The 19,454-nt window shown below is 72.9% G+C and carries 15 protein-coding genes; 6 read left to right on the top strand and 9 right to left on the bottom strand.

The annotated features are described in order from the left end of the window. Positions 1-4 precede the first annotated feature (4 nt). Complete coding sequence (locus tag DEI99_RS03685) at positions 5-1,798, top strand: DEAD/DEAH box helicase (protein ID WP_111042386.1); 1,794 nt, start codon at positions 5-7, stop codon at positions 1,796-1,798. A 363-nt stretch (positions 1,799-2,161) separates the two neighbouring features. Continuing rightward, on the top strand, positions 2,162-3,538 hold the full coding sequence (locus DEI99_RS03690; protein ID WP_111042387.1) for a fibronectin type III domain-containing protein: 1,377 nt from the start codon (positions 2,162-2,164) through the stop codon (positions 3,536-3,538). Positions 3,539-3,666: 128 nt separating this feature from the next. On the opposite strand, the gene DEI99_RS03695 is transcribed toward DEI99_RS03690, so the two are convergent. Continuing rightward, positions 3,667-4,596 (bottom strand): NAD-dependent epimerase/dehydratase family protein, encoded by a 930-nt coding sequence (locus DEI99_RS03695; RefSeq protein WP_111042389.1) that lies wholly within the window; start codon positions 4,594-4,596, stop codon positions 3,667-3,669. Between the two features lie 126 nt (positions 4,597-4,722). On the opposite strand from DEI99_RS03695, the gene DEI99_RS03700 reads away from it, so the two are divergent. The 4 genes from DEI99_RS03700 (at position 4,723) to DEI99_RS03715 (ending at position 10,640) form a co-directional block, all read left to right on the top strand. After that, complete coding sequence (locus DEI99_RS03700) at positions 4,723-5,466, top strand: TetR/AcrR family transcriptional regulator (protein WP_111042391.1); 744 nt, start codon at positions 4,723-4,725, stop codon at positions 5,464-5,466. A 310-nt stretch (positions 5,467-5,776) separates the two neighbouring features. Beyond that, positions 5,777-7,732, top strand: coding sequence for a glycosyltransferase (locus tag DEI99_RS03705; protein WP_111042413.1), 1,956 nt, complete (start codon positions 5,777-5,779; stop codon positions 7,730-7,732). Next, a complete protein-coding gene (locus tag DEI99_RS03710) occupies positions 7,729-8,139 on the top strand; it encodes an ATP-binding protein (protein WP_111042393.1) in 411 nt (136 codons plus the stop codon). The genes DEI99_RS03705 and DEI99_RS03710 overlap by 4 nt, the downstream gene beginning before the upstream one ends. Then, positions 8,136-10,640 carry an OpgC domain-containing protein gene (locus tag DEI99_RS03715; protein ID WP_146247156.1) on the top strand — a complete coding sequence of 835 codons (2,505 nt, stop codon included), beginning with the start codon at positions 8,136-8,138 and terminating at the stop codon, positions 10,638-10,640. The genes DEI99_RS03710 and DEI99_RS03715 overlap by 4 nt, the downstream gene beginning before the upstream one ends. 211 nt (positions 10,641-10,851) lie before the next feature. Here the strand turns inward: DEI99_RS03715 and DEI99_RS03720 are convergent, their stop codons facing one another. The 8 genes from DEI99_RS03720 to DEI99_RS03755 all read right to left on the bottom strand — a co-directional run bounded on the left by DEI99_RS03720 (position 10,852) and on the right by DEI99_RS03755 (position 19,452). After that, the gene (locus DEI99_RS03720) at positions 10,852-12,411 is read right to left on the bottom strand and encodes an AMP-binding protein (protein ID WP_111042397.1); all 1,560 of its coding nucleotides are present in this window, start codon (positions 12,409-12,411) and stop codon (positions 10,852-10,854) included. A gap of 194 nt (positions 12,412-12,605) precedes the next feature. Then, positions 12,606-13,499, bottom strand: a complete 894-nt coding sequence (locus DEI99_RS03725) for a hypothetical protein (RefSeq protein WP_111042399.1) — start codon at positions 13,497-13,499, stop codon at positions 12,606-12,608. Positions 13,500-13,597: 98 nt separating this feature from the next. After that, complete coding sequence (locus tag DEI99_RS03730) at positions 13,598-14,212, bottom strand: response regulator (RefSeq protein ID WP_071253388.1); 615 nt, start codon at positions 14,210-14,212, stop codon at positions 13,598-13,600. After that, entirely contained in the window at positions 14,209-15,579 is a 1,371-nt protein-coding gene (locus DEI99_RS03735; protein ID WP_111042401.1) for a sensor histidine kinase, read from the bottom strand. Before DEI99_RS03735 ends, DEI99_RS03730 begins: the two co-directional genes overlap by 4 nt. Before the next feature lie 52 nt (positions 15,580-15,631). Beyond that, positions 15,632-16,699, bottom strand: a complete 1,068-nt coding sequence (locus DEI99_RS03740) for a Gfo/Idh/MocA family protein (RefSeq protein ID WP_254784690.1) — start codon at positions 16,697-16,699, stop codon at positions 15,632-15,634. A gap of 35 nt (positions 16,700-16,734) precedes the next feature. Continuing rightward, a complete protein-coding gene (locus DEI99_RS03745; protein WP_111042403.1) occupies positions 16,735-17,571 on the bottom strand; it encodes a ThuA domain-containing protein in 837 nt (278 codons plus the stop codon). Positions 17,572-17,624: 53 nt separating this feature from the next. After that, on the bottom strand, positions 17,625-18,494 hold the full coding sequence (locus DEI99_RS03750; protein ID WP_071296755.1) for a carbohydrate ABC transporter permease: 870 nt from the start codon (positions 18,492-18,494) through the stop codon (positions 17,625-17,627). Next, positions 18,487-19,452: a carbohydrate ABC transporter permease gene (locus DEI99_RS03755; protein WP_111042405.1), complete on the bottom strand. Its 966-nt coding sequence runs from the start codon at positions 19,450-19,452 to the stop codon at positions 18,487-18,489. The genes DEI99_RS03750 and DEI99_RS03755 overlap by 8 nt, the downstream gene beginning before the upstream one ends. Between the last annotated feature and the right edge of the window lie 2 nt (positions 19,453-19,454).

The following is a 19,454-nucleotide window of genomic DNA, read 5'->3' on the forward strand; positions in this document are numbered from 1 at the left end:
CAGCATGAGCACGGACACCGCCACCACCACTGAGACCCTCGACGACGGGCCAGTGGTGACCTTCGCCGACCTCGGCCTGAGCGATGCTGTGCTCAAGGCCGTCAAGGACATCGGCTACGAGACCCCCTCCGCCATCCAGGAGGCCACGATCCCCACCCTGCTCGACGGCCGCGACGTCGTCGGCCTGGCGCAGACCGGTACCGGCAAGACCGCGGCCTTCGCGCTGCCGATCCTGTCCCGCATGGAGTCCGGCAGCAAGAAGCCGCAGGCGCTCGTGCTGTCCCCGACCCGCGAGCTCGCGCTGCAGGTGTGCGAGGCGTTCGAGCAGTTCGCGTCGCACATGAAGAACGTGCACGTCCTGCCGGTGTACGGCGGTCAGGCCTACGGCGTGCAGCTCTCCGCGCTGCGCCGCGGCGTCGACGTCGTCGTCGGCACCCCTGGTCGCATCATGGACCACCTGGCGAAGGGCACGCTCGACCTGTCCGAGCTGAAGTACCTGGTGCTCGACGAGGCCGACGAGATGCTCAAGATGGGCTTCGCCGAGGACGTCGAGACGATCCTGGCGGACACCCCGGACGACAAGCAGGTCGCCCTGTTCTCGGCGACGATGCCCGCGCAGATCCGCCGCATCTCGCAGCAGTACCTGACCGACCCGGCCGAGATCACCGTCAAGACCAAGACGAAGACCGCCGCGAACATCACGCAGCGCTACCTGATGGTCTCGTACCCGCAGAAGGTCGACGCGCTCACCCGCATCCTCGAGGTCGAGGACTTCGAGGGCATGATCATCTTCGTCCGCACGAAGAGCGAGACCGAGACCCTGGCCGAGAAGCTCCGTGCCCGTGGCTACGCGGCCGCCGCGATCAGCGGTGACGTCGCCCAGGCCCAGCGCGAGCGCACGGTCAACCAGCTGAAGTCCGGCAAGCTCGACATCCTGGTCGCCACCGACGTCGCCGCCCGCGGCCTCGACGTCGACCGCATCACGCACGTCGTGAACTACGACATCCCCGTCGACATCGAGTCCTACGTGCACCGCATCGGCCGCACCGGTCGTGCCGGCCGCTCGGGCGACTCGATCAGCTTCGTCACCCCGCGCGAGCGTCGTCTGCTGTCGGCGATCGAGCGCCACACGAAGCAGCCGCTCACGCAGATGCAGCTGCCGACCATCGACGACGTCAACGAGACGCGTCTGACGCGCTTCGACGACGCCATCACCGCCGCGCTCGAGCAGCAGGACCGCATCACCGCGTTCCGCGACGTCATCGCGCACTACGTCCGGAACCACGACGTCCCCGCGGACGACGTCGCCGCGGCCCTGGCGGTCGTGGCGCAGGGCGACGACCCGTTGCTCCTGACCGCCTCGGACGACGCGCTCCGCAGCCAGATGGACCGCGACGCCCGCCGTGGCGAGCGCGAGGACCGCGGCGGACGCGACGACCGCGGCCCGCGCAGCGATCGTGGCGGCGACCGCGACCGCGGCCCCCGTCGGTCGCAGCCGATGACCGCCTACCGCATCGAGGTCGGTCGCCGGCACCGCGTCGAGCCGCGCCAGATCGTGGGCGCCCTGGCGAACGAGGGCGGGCTGCGCCGCGACGACTTCGGCGCGATCCGCATCCAGCCGGACTTCTCCATCGTCGAGCTGCCCGCCGACATGGACAACGGCGTGCTCGACCGTCTGACCGACACCCGGATCAGCGGCAAGCTCATCGAGATCAAGCCCGACCGTCGCGGTGGCGGTCGCCGCTACGACCGCGACGGTGACCGCGACGACCGTCCGGCGCGCCGCCCGCGCTCCTGACGCGACCCCCTGACGGACGGGAGGCCCGGTGCCGGCTGGCACCGGGCCTCCCGTCCGTCTGCGCCCCCGCGCGCGTGGTGCGCGGATCCGCGCGTGGTGCGCGGAACCGCGCGTGGTGCGCGGAACCGCGCGTGGTGCGCGGATCCGCGCGTGGTGCGCGGAATCGCGCGTGGTGTGGCGGAAGTTCCGACCTCCCACGCGCGGAACTGCTTCCCATCGCAGGGGTGATGGGACCTTCCGGACGCCGCGCGCGCTTGCGGGGAACCGCAGATCGGCCGCGCAGGCGTTCCCATCGCACCGGCGCGGTGCTGTGATGCCCGCAGCCGTGACGCAGGGAGCCGCGGAGGAGTCAGGGGAACCGTCATGTACCGAGCACTGCTCATCGCCGCGACAGCGGCGGCGCTCGTCATCGGAGGTGCGGCGCCGGCGACGGCATCCCCGCCGTCCTCGGTGCCGGGCGCGCCGACGTCCGTGCGGGTGACCGGGACCGCCGACCACGCGGTCGTGTCCTGGCACGGTCCGCGGTCCGGCGCACGTGTCACCGGCTGGAAGGTCGTGCTGGCACCGGTGCACCGGGCGCACAGTGCCCACCGCGCCCACAGTGCCCACAGTGCCCACCATGGCGGCACGCAGACCGACCGGCTGCCGGCCCGGGCACGCTCCGATCGGTTCGACGGTCTCCGCGCGCAGCGGACCTACCGGCTGTCGGTCCGTGCCCTCGGACACCGCGGCGCCGGTCGTGTCGTGTCCGTGCGCTGGACGGCGCCCGACGCGCAGCCCGTGGCGCAGTCGTTGTACGCACTCGACGCCTCGGGCGCCGTCGTGCGGTTCCCGACGTCCGGTGCGGGCACGCCGACGACCGTCACCGCCGACGGCACGGGCTACGCCGCCGACCCGGCCGGCTCCGTGTACACCCCGTCGGCCGACCTGACCACGATCGTCGAGCACCCGGCGGGCGGGGGAGCGGCGCGGACCCGTGCGAGCGGCCTGCACCTCACCGCCGACCTGCGCTCGGACGGGACCGGCAACCTGTACTGGGCCGACGCGGTGTCCGGCGCGATCGAGCAGCTCCCGGTGGGCGCCAGGGCGGCACGGACCGTCCTGGACCTCGGCGGACCGGCGGTCGGTCCCGACCAGCGGTTCTGGACGGTGACGCCGGGCGGCCGGGTCGTCGTGCTCGGCGGGTCGACGACGTCCCCGTACGTCAAGGGCACGGGGGTCGCCGCGCGGTCGGTCACGATGCCGGGCAGCAACGGTGTCGGCTACCCCGCCGCGGTGCTCGCCGACGACCACGGCGACGTCTTCGTCGACATCCGCTCGCCGGGTGCCGCGGGATCGTGGGTCTGGTACGAACTGCGGCCCGGGGAGTCGGCCCTGACCGGGATCGAGCCGCGGCTCGCGTTCGAGTACGCCGCCGCGAACGCCGACGGGTTCTCGCTGCTGCAGTCGGCCGGGTGGTGTGCCGCGCCGGCCGAGTACCCGATCAGCCACACCGGCTGCAACGTCGACCGCTCGGTGCCGGAGAAGCTCGTCGTCGGTCCCGGCGGGACGTCCACGACGCCGGTGTCGGGGCTGACCGCGGGGTCGCGCGGACCGAACACCGGGGCGGCCGACGCGCACGGCGACGTGTTCGTCGACGTCGACAGCGGCCCGACGCCGGGCCTCTGGCGGGTGCCGGCCGAGGGCGGGGCGGCGCGGCAGCTGTCCGCGGCGCAGTACTCGCGGCTCTCGGTGAGCTGAAGCCGCGACCAGGACCGGACGGGGTGGGACGCAACGGCGCGTCCCACCCCGTCCCGCTGTCCGGCGTCGGTGCGCCGCCCGCGGCGCCGGCGCGTCGCCGCGTCGCTGCGCCGTCAGGTGTCGCGCCGTCAGGCGTCGACCCCGTCGGCCGTCCGGCGGCACACCTCGTCCCACGGGGTGGGCTCGATCCCGAAGTGGCACCGGGTCTCGTCGTCGTCGACGACGTAGGGCGCGGTCCACTGGTACCCCATCTCGGCGACCTCGCGCATCATCGGGGACACCAGCCCGACGGCACGCACGGCCGGGACCGGCAACCGGCGCACCGGCACGGGCGGGCGTCCCGCCGCGGCGAGCACCTCGGTGAGCGCCTGCCGCTGCGACCGCGGCGGGTTGCTCGGCACGATCCAGGTGCGGCCGTGCGCGGTCGCGTCGGCCGCCGCCGCGACGATCGTCCTGGCGACGTCGAGCACGTCGGTGAAGCTGTGCGGCAGGTCGGTCCGGCCGATCATCGTCACGGCCTTCCCCCGCAGGGCGGCGGGCAGGACCCGGGTGACGTGGCCGTTCTCGCCGGTGCCGGGGCCGACGTAGTCCGAGCCGCGCACCTCGACGGCCCGGAGCCGGCCGGCGCGGTGGGCGGCGAGCGCGTCCGCCCAGAGCCGTGCGCGCAGGACGCCCTTGTGGTCGGTCGCGGCATCCGGCAGACCGGCGTGCATCGGCCCGTCGACGGGGCCGTACGGGTACAGGTTGCCGGTGATGGCGTACACGGCGCCGGTGCGTTCGGCGGCCGTCAGCAGCGCGGCAGCGAGCGGCGGCCAGGTCCGCTCCCACTGCGTGTAGTCGCCCGGGTTGGCGCAGTTGTACAGCACGGCCGTGTCCGTGGCGGCACGGGTGAGGGCGTCGGCGTCGGAGGCGTCGAGCGCGACGTGCCGGACGCCCGGCAACCCGGTGTCGCGGCCCGACCGGGTGCCGATCGTGACGTGCTCGCCGCGGTCGGCGAGCAGGGCGGCGACGTGGCGGCCCACGGGCCCGGCGCCGATGACGAGGTGGTGCTGCGACATGGGGTCTCCTTCGGATCCAGCTCTGCGAGAGCGGTGCTCTCGGCACGAGCATGCACGAGCGGCGCGCTGATTGCAAGAGCAGCGCTCTCGTTTGTGTGCAGTGCTCTCGCGTGGCATCCTCGGAGCATGCCCCCGACTGCACGAGCCCTCGCCCGCGAGACGGTGACGGCGTCGATCCTCGCCGCCGCCCGAGCGCGCCTGACGGACGAGGGGCCGAGCCAGCTCAGCCTGCGCGCCGTGGCCCGTGACGTCGGGATGGTCTCCTCCGCCGTCTACCGGTACTTCCCGAGCCGCGACGACCTGCTCACCGCGCTCCTCGTCGCCGACTACGACGAACTCGGCGCAGCGGTCGAGGACGCCGACCGCGCCGCCGGACCCGACCCGGGGGCCCGGTGGGTCGCCGCCTGCCGAGCGATCCGGCAGTGGTCGGTGACGCACCCGGGCGACTTCGCCCTGCTGTACGGCTCGCCCGTGCCCGGCTACGTGGCGCCGCGCGAGACGATCGAGCCCGCCTCGCGCACCACCTTCGTGCTGGTGCGCGTCGTCGCGGACGCGGTGGCGTCCGGCGCGGCGGCACCGGAGACGGGGGACGGGACGGACAGGAGGCCCGGGTCGCCCACCGCCCCGACGGCGGCCCCCGGGGTGGCCGGCCCCGCCGTCGCGGACGCCGTCGCGTCCCTGCGGGCCACCGACGTCGAGCTGCCGGACGAGGTGCTGGTGCGCACGCTGATGGCGTGGTCGACGGTGTTCGGGTCGATCTCGTTCGAGCTCTTCGGCCACTTCGTCGGCTCCGTGTCCGACGGCGCCGCGTACTTCGACCAGGTGGTCGCCCGGCTCGCCGACGACCTCGGGTTCGCCGCGCGGTTCTGACCGGACACCGCAGTCCCGACCCCCGATCGGGGCGGGGGCCTGACAGGACGCCGTCGGCTGCGGTAGACAGGTCCCTACGCCGAGGTCGGCCCGACGACCGGAGCGGACGACCGACGCACCGATCACCACGGTGCCCGGCCGTGACCACGCCCGGGCGGGCTGCGTCCCGGGGGGATGCGCGGATCAGGAGGCAGGGCTTGCGACGGAGCACGTGCGTCGGCACCACCCACGGAGCGGACCGGTGACGGCGCTCGACGTCAGCCGGCAGGACCGCCGCCGGCTCACCACCGGCACCGCCCGCCGTCGGCTCCTGTCCGTGCGGGTGGTCGCACTCCTCGCCTCGGTCGCCGGGCTGAACTACGTCGTGTGGCGGTGGGCCGCCTCGGTCAACTGGCACTCGTGGTGGATCGCGGTCCCGCTCATCCTGGCCGAGACGTACAGCGTCATCGACTCGCTGCTCTTCGCCTTCGGCGCCTGGCGGCTCCGCGAGCGCGGCGAACCGCCGGCGAAGCCGTCCACCGACGTCACCGTCGACGTGTTCATCACGACGTACAACGAGCCCGTCGACCTGGTGGTCCGCACCGCGCGGGCGGCGAAGGCGATCACGCACCCGCACGCGACGTGGATCCTCGACGACGGCGACCGCCCGGAGATGCGCGCGGCCGCCGAGGCGCTCGGCATCGGCGTCATCACCCGCGGGGCCGACTGGGTCGACCGCCCGCGGCACGCCAAGGCCGGCAACCTCAACAACGCCCTGCTCGCCACCCAGGGCGAGTTCCTGCTCATCCTCGACGCCGACCAGGTCCCCGACCCGGCGATCCTCGACCGCACCCTCGGCTACTTCAAGGACCCGCGGATGGCCCTGGTGCAGACCCCGCAGTGGTTCGAGAACGTCCCCGACGCCGACCTGCTCGGCAGCCAGGCCCCGCTCTTCTACGGCCCCATCCAGCAGTCGAAGGACGGCTGGAACGCCGCGTTCTTCTGCGGCTCCAACGCCATCCTGCGGCGCGAGGCCCTCATGCAGCTCGGCATCACCCGCTACGTGGCCGAGGTCGAGGCGTCGGTGCAGCGCACGCTGACGACGTCGCGCAAGCTGCTCGCCCGGGCCCGCGAGACCGAGACCGACCCCCGCGTGCTCGACGCGCTCGCCGAGGCCGAGCAGGTCGTCGACCGGGCACGCGACCAGGTGCGCTCGGGCGAACCGCTCGGCGACGTCACCTACGCCTTCCAGCGCGGCATCGACGCCATCGCCTTCCGGTTCGCCGCCGCCGACCTCGAGGCGGTGCGGAACGACCTGCAGGAGCTCGCGGCCATGTCCACCGACGCGAACACCTTCGCCGGCCTCGACGACGCCGCCCTCGACGTGCTCGGCCGGCGCGACGCGTCCCCGGTCGCCGCGATCGAGTCCATCGCGGTGCTCGCCCGCGCGCTCGACGTCAACCGCGACGACGAGGCGCAGCCCGTCATGCCGCTCGCCACGATCTCGGTGACCGAGGACATGGCGACCGCGATGCGCCTGCACGGCCTCGGGTGGAAGTCCGCGTACCACGACGAGATCCTGGCGAAGGGTCTGGCCCCCGAGGACCTGCCGACCATGCTCGTGCAGCGGCTCCGCTGGGCGCAGGGCACCATGCAGGTCTTCTTCCGCGAGAACCCCCTCGTGCAGAAGGGCCTGTCCTGGGGGCAGCGCCTCATGTACTTCTCGACGATGTGGAGCTACCTGTCCGGCTTCGCCGCCGTGGTCTACATCGCCGCACCCGTGCTCTGCCTGTCCTTCGGGGTGGTGCCGGTGCAGGCCTACAGCGTCGACTTCTTCGCGCGGCTCATCCCGTTCCTCGTGCTCAACCAGCTGCTCTTCTGGGTGGTGGCCGCCGGCAGGCCGACGTGGCGCGGGCAGCAGTACTCGCTCGCGCTCTTCCCCGTCTGGATCGAGTCGGTGACGAGCGCGTTCGAGAACGTCTTCCGGGGCAAGCCGCTCGGGTTCCGCGTCACGCCCAAGGTGCGCGACGGGTCCGAGCAGAAGCCGCGGTGGGACCTCGTCAAGCCGCAGCTCATCGCGATGGGTGCCCTGGTCGGCGCCCTCGTGCTCATCGGCGTCCGCTACCTCACCGGTCAAGCGTCCGGCATCGCCCCGCTCGTCAACACGGCGTGGGTCGTGTTCGACCTCTTCATCTTCAGCATCGTCATCCGTGCCGTCCTGTACCGGGGCCCGGGCGACGGCGCACAGTCCGAACACGAGTCGAGCACCGTCGGAGGTCCCCTGTGAGCACCGAGACCACCTTCGAGGTCCCCGCCACCCCCGACTCGCTCGACGAGGTGCAGGACCGCTTCGGCGCCTGGTGGGACGGGCTCGGCGTCGACGACCTGCGGCTCCGCTTCGCGCTCGAGACGGCGCTCGCCGAGGTCGCCGCGAACATCGTCGAGCACACGAAGCGCGCCGACCGTGAGGCCGGCCGGCGGTACACCGTGCACCTCGGCGCGACCGACCGCACCGTCTCCGCCGTGCTCACCGACAACGGGCTGCCGGCCGACATCGACCTGAGCGCGGTGACGATGGCCGACGTCGACGAGGAGAGCGGGCGGGGGCTGGCGTTGGCCATCGCGGCGCTCGACCGCCTCGAGCACCGGCACGAGCACGGGCACAACGTCTGGACCCTGGTGTGCGACCGGTGAGGCGCTCGGCCGCTCGCGCGGTCGCGTTCCTGGTCGTCGTCGCCACGTTCCTGCTCGGCGGTGCACTGCCCGCGTCCGCCGTGCCGGTGCACCGGGCGGCGGCCGTGACGCCGGAGTCCGGGACGACATGGTTCGGTCCCGACCTCGACTGGGGCGACGACGCCCCCGACGGGTACGAGGGCCGTCTCGGCGCCACCCCGTCGATGTACGGCGTCGAGATCGCCTACCCGCTCGACCGCTCGGCGCGACGCGAGTTCCAGCGGGCGACCCGCGCCGCGGCGACGCAGGGCGCGGTGCTCGTGGTGAGCCTGCTGCCCGGGTCGTCGCTCGGCTCGCTCGACGCCGCCGACGCCCGTGCGGCGAACGCCCTGTTCCAGGACGCCCACGACCAGTACGGCACGCAGGTGCTCGTCCGCCTGGCGCCGCAGATGAACGGCACGTGGGTGCGGTGGGGCCAGCAGCCCACGGACTTCGTGTCCGCGTTCCGGTCGCTCGCCGCGGCCGTGCACGGCGGCGACTCCGACGCCCGCATGGTGTGGTCGCCCTCCTACGGCGCCGGGTACCCGTTCGGCGAGTCCGCCGGGCGCCTGCGCGACCTGTCCACCGCGGACGTCACGAAGCTCGACACGGACGGCGACGGTCGCCTCACCGCGGCCGACGACCCGTACGAGCCCTACTGGCCCGGCGCCGAGGCGGTCGACTGGGTCGGGCTGTCGATGTACTCCTTCGGCAAGGGCAAGTCGACCGAGGCGGCCGGCCGCGACGTGCCGCTCACCCGCAACGACGTGCCGGACGCCGGCGAGGTCGCCGCACGCTTCGACGAGACGTGGGGGTACGAGGACCCGCAGCCCGAGTCGTTCTACGACCGCTTCGCCGTCGCCGGCGACCGACCGATGCTGCTCGACACCGGTGCGCTGTACGTGCACTCGCTGCCCGGCGCCGCCGAGCTCGCGGTGAAGCAGGGCTGGTGGCGGCAGGTGATCGCGGCCGTGCGCGACCGCCCGCTCGTGCGCGGCGTGACCTTCGTCGAGACGAACCGGCGCGAGCCCGAGGCCGGCAACCGCGTGGCCGACTGGCGGGACACCGCGGCGCGCGGCATCGCCGGGTCGTTCCGGACCGACCTCGAGCGGTCCGACCACTTCGCGTTCGGCCCGGTCACCGAGCGGGTCACCACCCGCGAGGGCAACGCCGCCACGAGCCAGCAGTACGAGACCGGCGGCGACCAGATGGCGTGGATCGTCTGGCTCGCGGTCGGGCTGGCGGTCGTGTTCCTGCTGAGCGGCCTCGTCGGCCGGTTGCTGCCGAGCTGGCGCTACCCCGACGACGGCAAGCCGGGGCGCGACCTGCGACTCGACCTGTTCCGCGGCTTCATCATCCTCGCGGTGGTGATCACGCACATCGAGATCGGCGGCCCGTACTCGTACCTCACGCTGCACGCGGTCGGCGCGATCACCGGCGCCGAGATGTTCGTGTTCCTGTCCGGCATGGTGCTCGGCATGACCTACCCGTTCGCCATCAAGAAGGCGGGCGAGTGGGCCGCGGCGGTCGGGGCGTGGAAGCGCGCCCGCAAGCAGTACCTCGTCACGCTCGCGGTCATCGCCGTCGTCTTCGTGCTGTCCTTCGTGCCGTTCCTGAACACGGACGCGATCACGACGTTCACCGACCGCGGCACCGGGACCGGCGGCGTCGACGCCGAGGGACGGGTCTACGACCTGTACCCGAACGCGATGCAGCTGCTCGGCTACCCGCCGCCCTGGTACGCGATCCGGCAGTTCCTGCTGCTCGAGATGGGACCGTGGCCGTTCAACATCATGGGCCTGTTCGTGGTGCTCAGCCTGTTCATCCCGGTGTTCCTCTGGGTGATCCGGCGCGGGTTCTGGTGGGCGCTGCTCGTCGTGAGCTGGGCGCTCTACGTGTTCCAGGCCCTGCACCCGGACTTCCGGCCGCTGGACTCGCAGTTCAACGCGGTGTTCCCCCTGCTCACCTGGCAGGTCGTCTTCACGCACGGACTCGTGCTCGGGTACTACCGGCGGCAGGTCGTCGGCGCGTTGACGGGACGGATCGGCAAGGTGCTGGTCGGCGTCGCCGTCGCCCTGTACGCCGCCTTCCTGGTCTACGTGTGGGCCGGCGACCACTTCGGGTTCGTCCCGACCCCGTTCCCGGCGTCGATGTACGAGAGCCTCTACAACACCGCATACCAGCGGGTCGACCTGCAGTGGGGACGCCTGGTCGACATCGCGTTCTTCGCGATCGTGTCGTACGCGATCCTCACGGTGTTCTGGAAGCCGGTCAACGCGGTCATCGGCTGGCTGTGGATCCCGCTCGGGCAGGCGTCGCTCTACGTCTTCGTCTGGCAGGTGTTCTTCGCACTCGCGGTGGCGTCGATCCCCGGGGTGCCGTGGGGCGACTTCTGGATCGGCTTCGTCGTGCACTCGGCGCTCATCCTGCTCGCCTGGTACATGGTGCGGAAGCGGTTCCTGTTCTCGGTCATCCCGCGCTGAGCGCGACCCGCGACCCGCGGACCGGGCCGGTGTCGCGCCTCCAGTCCGTGCAGCACGACGGCCCGTGCAGCACGGCGGCCCGTGCAGCACGACGGCCCGTCGGCCGGTGAGGTTGCACTCGGGCCCGGATCGCGGCCGGCGAAGCGGGCCGGAGTGCGACCTCACCACCGGACGGCGGCGGCACCGTCGGCGCCGCTGGCGCCGCCGGCGGTCACCAGTCGCGGGCGGCGAGCTCCCGGCGCAGCACCTTGCCGCTCGGCCCGAGGGGCAGGCCGTCGACGACGTGGTACACCCGCGGGTACTTGAAGGCAGCGACCCGGTCCTGCACGAACGCGTCGATCGCGTCGGTGCCGACGGCGCCGTCGCGCAGCACGACCGCCGCGTGCACCTCTTGTCCGTGCACCGGGTGGTCGACGCCGAACACCGCCGCCGAGGCGACGTCCTCGTGCCGGTGCAGCACCGACTCGAGCTCGGACGGGTACACGTTGTAGCCGTTCCGCAGGATGAGGTCCTTCTTGCGGTCGACGATCGTCACGTAGCCGTCCTCGGACAGCAGGCCGACGTCCCCGGTGCGCAGGAACCCGTCGGCCATCGCCTCGGCGGTCGCCTCCGGGTCGTCGAGGTACCCGGCGAACAGGTTGTGCCCCCGCACGACGATCTCGCCGACCTCGCCGACGGGCAGCGCTTCGATGCGGCCCTCGACCTCGGCGTCCGCGATGACGACGTCGACGCCCCAGATCGCCGGTCCGACGCTGCCGGCCCGGCTCGGCACCCCGCGCGGGTTCACCGAGATGACGGGCGAGGTCTCGGTCATGCCGTAGCCCTCCTGGATGGGCGAGCGGAACGTCGTCTCGAAGCGTTCCAACACCGCGGACGGCAGCGCGGCCCCGCCGGAGACCGCCCAGCGGAACGGCGGCCGCTCGGCCGAGGTCCGCGACGCCTCGAGCAGCGCGATGAACATCGTCGGCACCCCGAGGAACGCGGTGACCCGCTGCTCGACGCACAGTGCCAGCGCGGTGGCGGCGTCGAACCGGGGGAGCAGCACGATCGTGGCACCGCGGCGCAGCGTCGTGTTCATCACGACGGTCTGCCCGAAGGTGTGGAACAGCGGCAGGCCGCCGAAGACGACGTCGTCCTCGCGCAGGTCGAATAGGTCGATGATGCACACGTTCGCCTGCTCGACGAGCGCGAAGTGCGTGCCGACCGCGCCCTTCGGCGCTCCGGTCGTGCCGCTCGTGAACAGCACGGTGGCCGGGTCGAGCGGGTTCGACCCGACGACGGCGTCGAGCGGGGTCCCCTCGGTGGCGAGGTCGTCGAGCGACACCGCGGGCACCGGCACCCCGTCCGGCACCGGGCCGACCCCGACGACGGTCGTCCCGGTGTCGACGGCGGCGGGCCCCGCCTCGGCCAGCGCCGTGCCGGAGGCGATGAGCACCCCGGCCCCGGAGCGCGAGAGCACGTGCGTGATCTCCTCGCGCTTGAACAGCAGGTGGATCGGCACGACCACGGCACCGAGGGACAGCACCGCGAAGTACGCGACGATGAACTGCGGGACGTTCGGCAGCATCACCGCGACCCGGTCACCCCGCTCGACCCCGCGGGCACGCAGCCCGCCGGCGGCCGCGCGCACCTGCTCCCAGAGCTCGCCGTAGCTCGTCTCGTGCAGCCCGTCGGGCAGCGCGGTGAGGACGGCGGTCTTGTTGCGGTGACGCCGTGCCCCCTCGACCACGATCGTCGCGACGTTGAGGGTCCCCAGTCCGAGTCCGTCCATGGCGCAGACGCTACCCACGCGCGTGTCCGAGCGCCCACCTCGCTGGGTGCGGTGCGGCTTCCGACGCGGCCGGGACGACGGACAAGAGGCGCGGTGCCAGCCGGCACCCCTCCCTCGTAGGCTCGGTCGGCGCGCCCCGCGCAACGCTTCGCGTTGCCGCTGAGCGGGGTGCGTCCGTCCGCAGACCGGTCGCGTCAGCGGACCGCGACCACCAGCGGGGTCGGGCCCACCGGGTCCGGCGGGACCGGCAGCGAGCCGCGGATCTGGTTCTGGGCCTGGCAGTCGCTCGTGCAGTTCGTGGCGCCCTGCGAGAGCTCGACGGCGTCCTCACCGAGCACACCCCCAAGGCGACCGCCGGGCTGGACGGTCCACGTGGTCGTCGTCGCGGTCTGCGAGGTCTTCGTGGCGACCTGCGGGCTGTCCTTGCCGAGGAGCATCTGGTGCGCGCCGCTGCCCGACGCCACGGCGGCGACACCGTCACCGAAGTTGATCTTGCCGCTGTACGGGTTCGTAAAGTAGAACAGCCCTGCCCCGAGGGTGTGGGTGAAGGTCACCGGCGCGGCGAACTCGGTCTCCATCTGGAAGACGCCGCCCTGGGCGCCGTCCTTCGCCTGGATCTTGTACTTGCCCGCACCGGTGCCGAAGATCGCGACCAGGGTGTCGTCGCGGACCTCGAGCGACGACAGCTTCGTGCCGGCGAGCTGCGCGGGCGTGAGCGACGGCACCTTCGACGCGAAGACGACGGTCGGCTTCGTGACCATGCGCTGCGTGTCCGCGGCGCCGGTGAGCGTGTAGTCGTACACGCCGAGGTCGGCGATGCGGATGTCGAAGCCGTTGTGCTTGCCGCGGACCGCGATGGTGCCGGACACGGCCAGGTCCTTCACCTTGTAGTCCTTGCCCTGGGTGGGGTTCGTCGTGGTGCCGTTGACGGTCACCGCGTAGTCGCCACCGGTGGAGGTCTTGCCGGACGCGTTCGCGGGGGAGACCCCGACGAGGGCGGCGGCGGCGACGGTGCCGAGCGTCATCACGGCGGCGATGCCGGCGACGCGGCGGCGCGAGCGCCGGGTGGTGGTGGGTGCCGTGTGCATGGGTGCCTCCTGGGGCGAAGGGGCCTGGATGGCCCGTACACGTCGATCGTCGCCCGAGCCGCGCGCGCCCACCATCGGACCTTGGTACTAGTACCTCGTCACCAGCCGTGGTCGCGTGCCCACAGGGCGGCGCTCGTGCGGTCGGCGACGCCGATCCGTCGGAACAGCGAGCCGACGTGCACCTTCACCGTCCGCTCCGCGATGCCGAGCTCGGTGGCGATCTGCCGGTTCGACAGCCCGCGGGCGATGCGGACCAGCACGTCACGCTCCCGCGGCGGCAGGTCGGGGCCGCGGTCGGTCGCGGCGGCACCGGGGAGCAGCGCTCGGGCGACCCGCGGGTCGATGGGGGTCTCGTCGCGGGCAGCCGCCCGGACCGCGGCGACGACGTCGTCCGGCGCGGCGTCCTTCAGCAGGTACCCGGTGGCTCCCGCGGCCAGGGCGGCGCGGACCCGGTGGTCGTCGGAGAACGTCGTCAGGACGAGCACCCGGACCGCGGGCATCGCCGCCCGCAGCCGGGCGGTGGCGTCGACGCCCCCGGCGCCCGGCATCGACAGGTCCATGACGACGACGTCCGGGCGCAGGTCCGCCGCACGGTCGACGGCCTCCTCGCCGGTCGCGGCCTCGCCGACCACCTCGCAGTCGTCCGTGGTCGCGAGCACCGCACGGAGGCCACCGCGCACGAGCGCGTGGTCGTCGACCAGCAGCACCCTCACCGCAGGGTCTCCACGTCGGTGGGGACCGTGAGCTCCCAGGTGGTCCCGCGCCCCGGGGCGGTCCGGAGCAGCAGCGAGCCGCCGGTGTCCTCGGCGACCTCGCGCAGCAGCGTCGTGCCGAGGTGACCGGCACGGGTCGGTCCGGCGACGACCGCGGGGTCGAAGCCGGAGCCGTCGTCGGCCACCGTCACCGCCAGGTGGTCCCCGTCGCGGGCCACCTGGACGTCGACCGTGGTGGCGTCGGCGTGCTTCACGGTGTTCCAGACGGCCTCGCGCACGAACCGCACGACCGCCAGCAGTGCGGCGGGCGAGGCCTCGACGGCGTCCGGCACGTGCACCGTCGTCGTCACGCCGGCCGCGCGGGCGCGGGCGCAGGCGTCGTCGAGCGCGGCGCCGAGGCCGTCGCGGTCCGGGGCCGCCGGTCGGATCGCCGCCATCGAGGTCCGGAGCGACGACACCGCCCGGCGCAGCGTCGTCGCGGCGTCTCGGGTCTCCGGGGCGGCGCCGAGCGACAGGGCCAGCCCGGCGACGTCCTGCACCGGACCGTCGTGCAGCTCGCCGGCCATCCGGCGCCGCTCGGCGGCCTCGGCGTCGAGCGCACGGCCGAGCAGGCGTTCCCGGAGCCGCTGGCCGGACCGGATGCGCACCAGCAGCCAGAGCAGGAGCGGCACGAGCAGGCCGAGCACGACCGCGACCGTGCCGAACGCCAGCACCGCGAACGCGTGGCGCAGGTCGGCGGCGCGCTCGAGGACCTCGTCGTACGGCAGGTACGCCTCGAACAGCAGGGCCTCGCCGGAGGGGGTGTGCACCGCCTGGTACGCCTCGAGCAGGGGGCCGCTCCCGCGCTCGAACCGGTTCTCCGGCTCGTCGAGGTCGGACACCTCGGCGTCCGAGCGGTCGGTGCGGAGTGCCTCGAGGTCCTCGTCGGAGAGCGGGAACCGGTCGCCCACGAGCCGCGGCTCGTCCGACCAGATCACGGTGCCGTCGGCGCGCCAGAGCTTCATCCGCACCGCCGAACCGGCGCGCAGCTCGCCCGCGACGGCGTCGCCGAGCCGGGCACGGGCCGCAGCGCGTTCAGCGACGGTGGCGTCCGGGTCGGCGATCGCGTCGACGAGTGCGGGTTCGACGACGACCCGGGCGAGCGCGGCGGTGTCGGCCGTCGCGTCGCGCACGGCGAAGGCCTCCGCCGTGCGCTGGGAGACGAGCGCGCCGGCGGTGGCGACCGCCGCGCCGCCGACGAGGGCGGCGAGCACCACCCCGACGAGCACGCGGCGCCACGGGGTGCGGCCGGCCCGGCGGCGGGGGTCGGCGACCACGAGCACGACGGGGGCGACGGCCCCCGCGTCCGACGACCGTTGTCCACGCACCAGGCAACCGTAACCGCCGGGGCCGCGCCGCGCCTCCTGTCCGGCCCCTGCCTCAGCCGGGTGCGACGACCGACGTGCCGAGCGCGTGGCGGACCGAGCCCCACGACGCGAGGCGCTCGCGCACCTCGTCGTCCCGCTCGGCGGCGAGGGCGTCGGCGTGCGCCTGCTCGAGCACCTCGTCGATGACGACGCGGCGCCCGCTCCGCGCCGACGCGATCGCGGCGTCGACCATGGTGAGGCTCATGACGTTGCCGTGGACCTCGCCGTCCGGCGCGGTGCCGGAGCGGACCGCCCGGACGAAGGACGTGAGCGCCCCCGCGATCTCGTGCCCGACGCTCGGCGCCGACCCGGGGGTGCCGGGCACGCCGTCGAGGTCGCTGGAGGGGTCGTGGTCGCCGTCCCACAGCGCGGTGCCGGCCGCGCCGGAGGCCCGCCAGTCGCCGTTCCACGACGTCTCGGCGCCCGGGGCGCACCACGAGCCGTCGTAGACGTAGCGGACGTCGTCCTCGAAGGTGAAGACGGCGGCTGCGGCCGCGTCGCCCCGGTACCAGGACCACGACGGGTTCCACGACTCGCAGTACACCGACACCGGGTCGCGTTCGAGCACGTACCGGGCGGAGTCGAAGGCGTGGATCGCCATGTCGAGCAGCAGGACGTCGTCCATCTCCTCGCGGAAGCCCCCGAAGTGCGGGGCCTTCGCGAAGCGGGTGCTCAGCCCGCCGACGCCGCCGAGGCCGCGGACGTGTTGGCGGAAGGCGACGAGCTGGTCGTTGTGGCGGCGCGACTGCGACACCATGAACAGCTTGCCGGTGACCTCGGCGGCGGCCGCGAGCGACAGCGCCTCGGCGACGGTCTGCGCCGCGGGCTTCTCGCCGAGCACCGGCAGACCGGCGCGCAATGCCTGCATGGTCACGGGGTGGTGCGCGACCGGGACCGTGATGTCGAGGACGGCCTCGGCGCCGGTCTCGGCGGCCAGTGCGGTCAGGTCCGTCCCGACCGGCAGGGTCGGGTCGCCGGCGTGCGCGGCCCCGGCGCGGGCCGCGTCGAGGTCGAGGTCGACGACGCCGACGAGCTCGACCTCCGGGTCGGCGGCGACGGTGGCGAGCCAGGCGCGGCCCATCCCGCCGGCACCGACCTGGACGACGCGGAGCGCGCTCACGCGCGGGCCTCGGCGGCGGCCGGGTCCTCGACGGGGGCCGTACCGGCGGCCGGGTCCTCGACCGGGGCGTCGTCGAACGGCCCGCGGTAGTGCTGGCCGTCGAAGTACTCGCCGAGGTCGTAGCGGCGGAGCGTCGGGATCTCCCGCTCGCGTTCCGGCCGGGCCCACTCGGCACCGTTCGCGACGACACGACGGACGTCCGGGTGGTGGTAGACGGGGAAGTCCTGGTCACCGGGGGAGAAGTAGAAGATCTTCCCGAGGCCCCGGCGGTAGGTCATGCCGCTCCGGAACACCTCGCCGCCGGTGAAGCCCGAGATGAACACGAGCTCGTCGGGCGTCGGGACGTCGAAGTACTCGCCGTACATCTCCTGCTCGGGGATGACGATCGGGTTCGGCACCCCGCGGGTGATCGGGTGCTGCGGGTTCACCGTCCAGACGAGCTCCTGGTCGTGCTCGCTCCGCCAACGCAGCGTGCACGTGGTGCCCATGAGCTTGCCGAAGATCTTCGACCAGTGACCGGAGTGCAGCACGACCAGGCCCATGCCGGACAGCACGTGCTTGTGCACCCGGTCCACGACGGCGTCGTCGACGTCCTGGTGGGCGGCGTGCCCCCACCAGGTGAGGACGTCGGTGTCCGCGAGGACCTCGTCGGTGAGCCCGTGCTCGGGTTCCTGCATGGTGGCGGTGCGGACGACGGCGTCGGGCAGGTGCTCGCGGATCCCGTCCGCGATCGCGCCGTGCATGCCGTCGGGGTAGCGCTCGGCGACGTGCTGCTCGACCTGTTCGTGGACGTTCTCGCCCCAGACGGTGATGCGCAACGGTGTCGTGGTCATGGTGGATGCCTCTCGGGGGTGGGGGGACCGGGTGCGGGTCGCTCGGCCGCGGGTCACTTGACCGCGCCGCCGGTGGCACCGGCCGCGATGAACTTCTGCGCCACGAGCAGCAGCACGATGGCGGGGATCGACGCCATCACCGCTGCGGCCATGACGGTCGACCAGTCGGCGGTGAACGTGCCGATGTAGTTGTAGATGCCGAGCGTGATCGGCCGGACGTCCTCGGTGGTGGTGAGGGTCAGGGCGAACAGGAAGTCGCTCCAGGTGAACAGGAACGTGAAGAGCCCGGCGGTGATGAGGGCGTTCGCGCTGATCGGGACGACGACGGAGCGGAAGGCCCGGAAGTTGCCGGCCCCGTCGACCTTCGCGGCCTCGATGATCGACGGCGGGATGTTCTGCATGAACGCCCGCATGATGAGGATCGCGAAGGGCACGCCGGCGGTGCTGTCGGCGAGGATCAGCCCCGGCACGGTGTTGAGCAGGCCGAGGTCGTTGTACGCCGCGTACAGGGCGTTCGCGACGACGATGCCCGGGATCATCTGTGAGATGAGGATGCCGAACAGGACCGGTCCGACGCCCTTTACCTTGAACTGGGCGAGCGCGTAGGCCGCCGGCGTCGCGATGAGCAGGCTCACCACGACGCTGCCGAGCGCGATGAGCAGGCTCGTCACCAGGGCGCCGCCCTGGTCTGCGATGGCCTGGGCGTACCCGCCGAGCTGCGCGTTGATCGGGAACCAGGCGGCCTCGATCGCGGAGCCGGTCGGCTGCAGCGAGATGTTGACCATCCAGTAGACCGGGAACAGCATGACGGCGAGGATCAGGATCCCGATGCCGGAGAGCACCCACTGCTTCGGGGTGGTCGGCCGGGTGGGTCGACGGGTGCCGCGGGTCACCACGGCGCGCGTCGCGGTTGCGTCAGTCATCGACGGCCTTCCTGTTGAGGCGGAGGTAGACGATCGCGAACAGGGCGGAGATGACGATGAGGATGTTGCTCAGCGCGGCGCCCTGCCCGAAGTCGAACTGCTTGAACGACAGGTCGTACGACTGCGTGGCGATGGTCTGCGTGGCGTTCGCCGGCCCGCCGTTCGTCAACCCGAGGATGATGTCGAGCACCTTGATCGTGTAGACGACACCGAGCACGAGCGTGACGCTCACGACGGGGCGCAGCATCGGCCAGGTGATCGCCCAGAACGCCTTCCAGCCGGTGGCGCCGTCGAGGGCCGCGGCCTCGTAGAGCTCGGTCGGGATGTCCTGCAGCCCGCCGTACAGGATCGTGGTGTTGAAGGGGATCCCGATCCAGATGTTCACCGCGATGACGGTGATGAGCGCGACCGCGGGGCTCGTCAGCCACGGGACCGACGGGACGCCGAACGAGCCGAGGAACTGGTTCACGACGCCCGAGTCCTGGTCCAGCATCCACTTCCACACGGCGCTCGACACGATGAGCGGCAGCAGCCAGGGCAGCAGGAGCAGGGAGCGCAGCAGCCCGGAGAGCGGGAAGTTGCGCCGGAAGAACAGCGCGAGCAGCAGCCCGATCACGAACTGGCCGACGATCGACCCGACCGTGAACAGCGCGGTGTTGATCAGCGCCGTGTCGAAGAGCTGCGACGAGACGACCGAGGCGTAGTTCGCGAAGCCGACCCAGGGGGCCTCGCCCGTGTAGAACGTCGACGTCGTGTACGCCTGGAAGCTCATGACGACGTTCTTGACGACCGGGAAGCCGAAGAACAGCAGCAGGAACAGCACGGCCGGCAGCAGGAACAGCAGCTGCGCGATCCGTTCGAAGCGCAGCGAGCGGCCCGGGCGGGGCCGCCGGGACGGAGCGGGTGCTCCGTCGCCGGCGGCCCGCCGTGGGGCGACGGGGGTCGCGGTGCTCGTCATGC

It is taken from the genome of Curtobacterium sp. MCLR17_036 (genome assembly GCF_003234445.2).
GTDB lineage: Bacteria > Actinomycetota > Actinomycetes > Actinomycetales > Microbacteriaceae > Curtobacterium.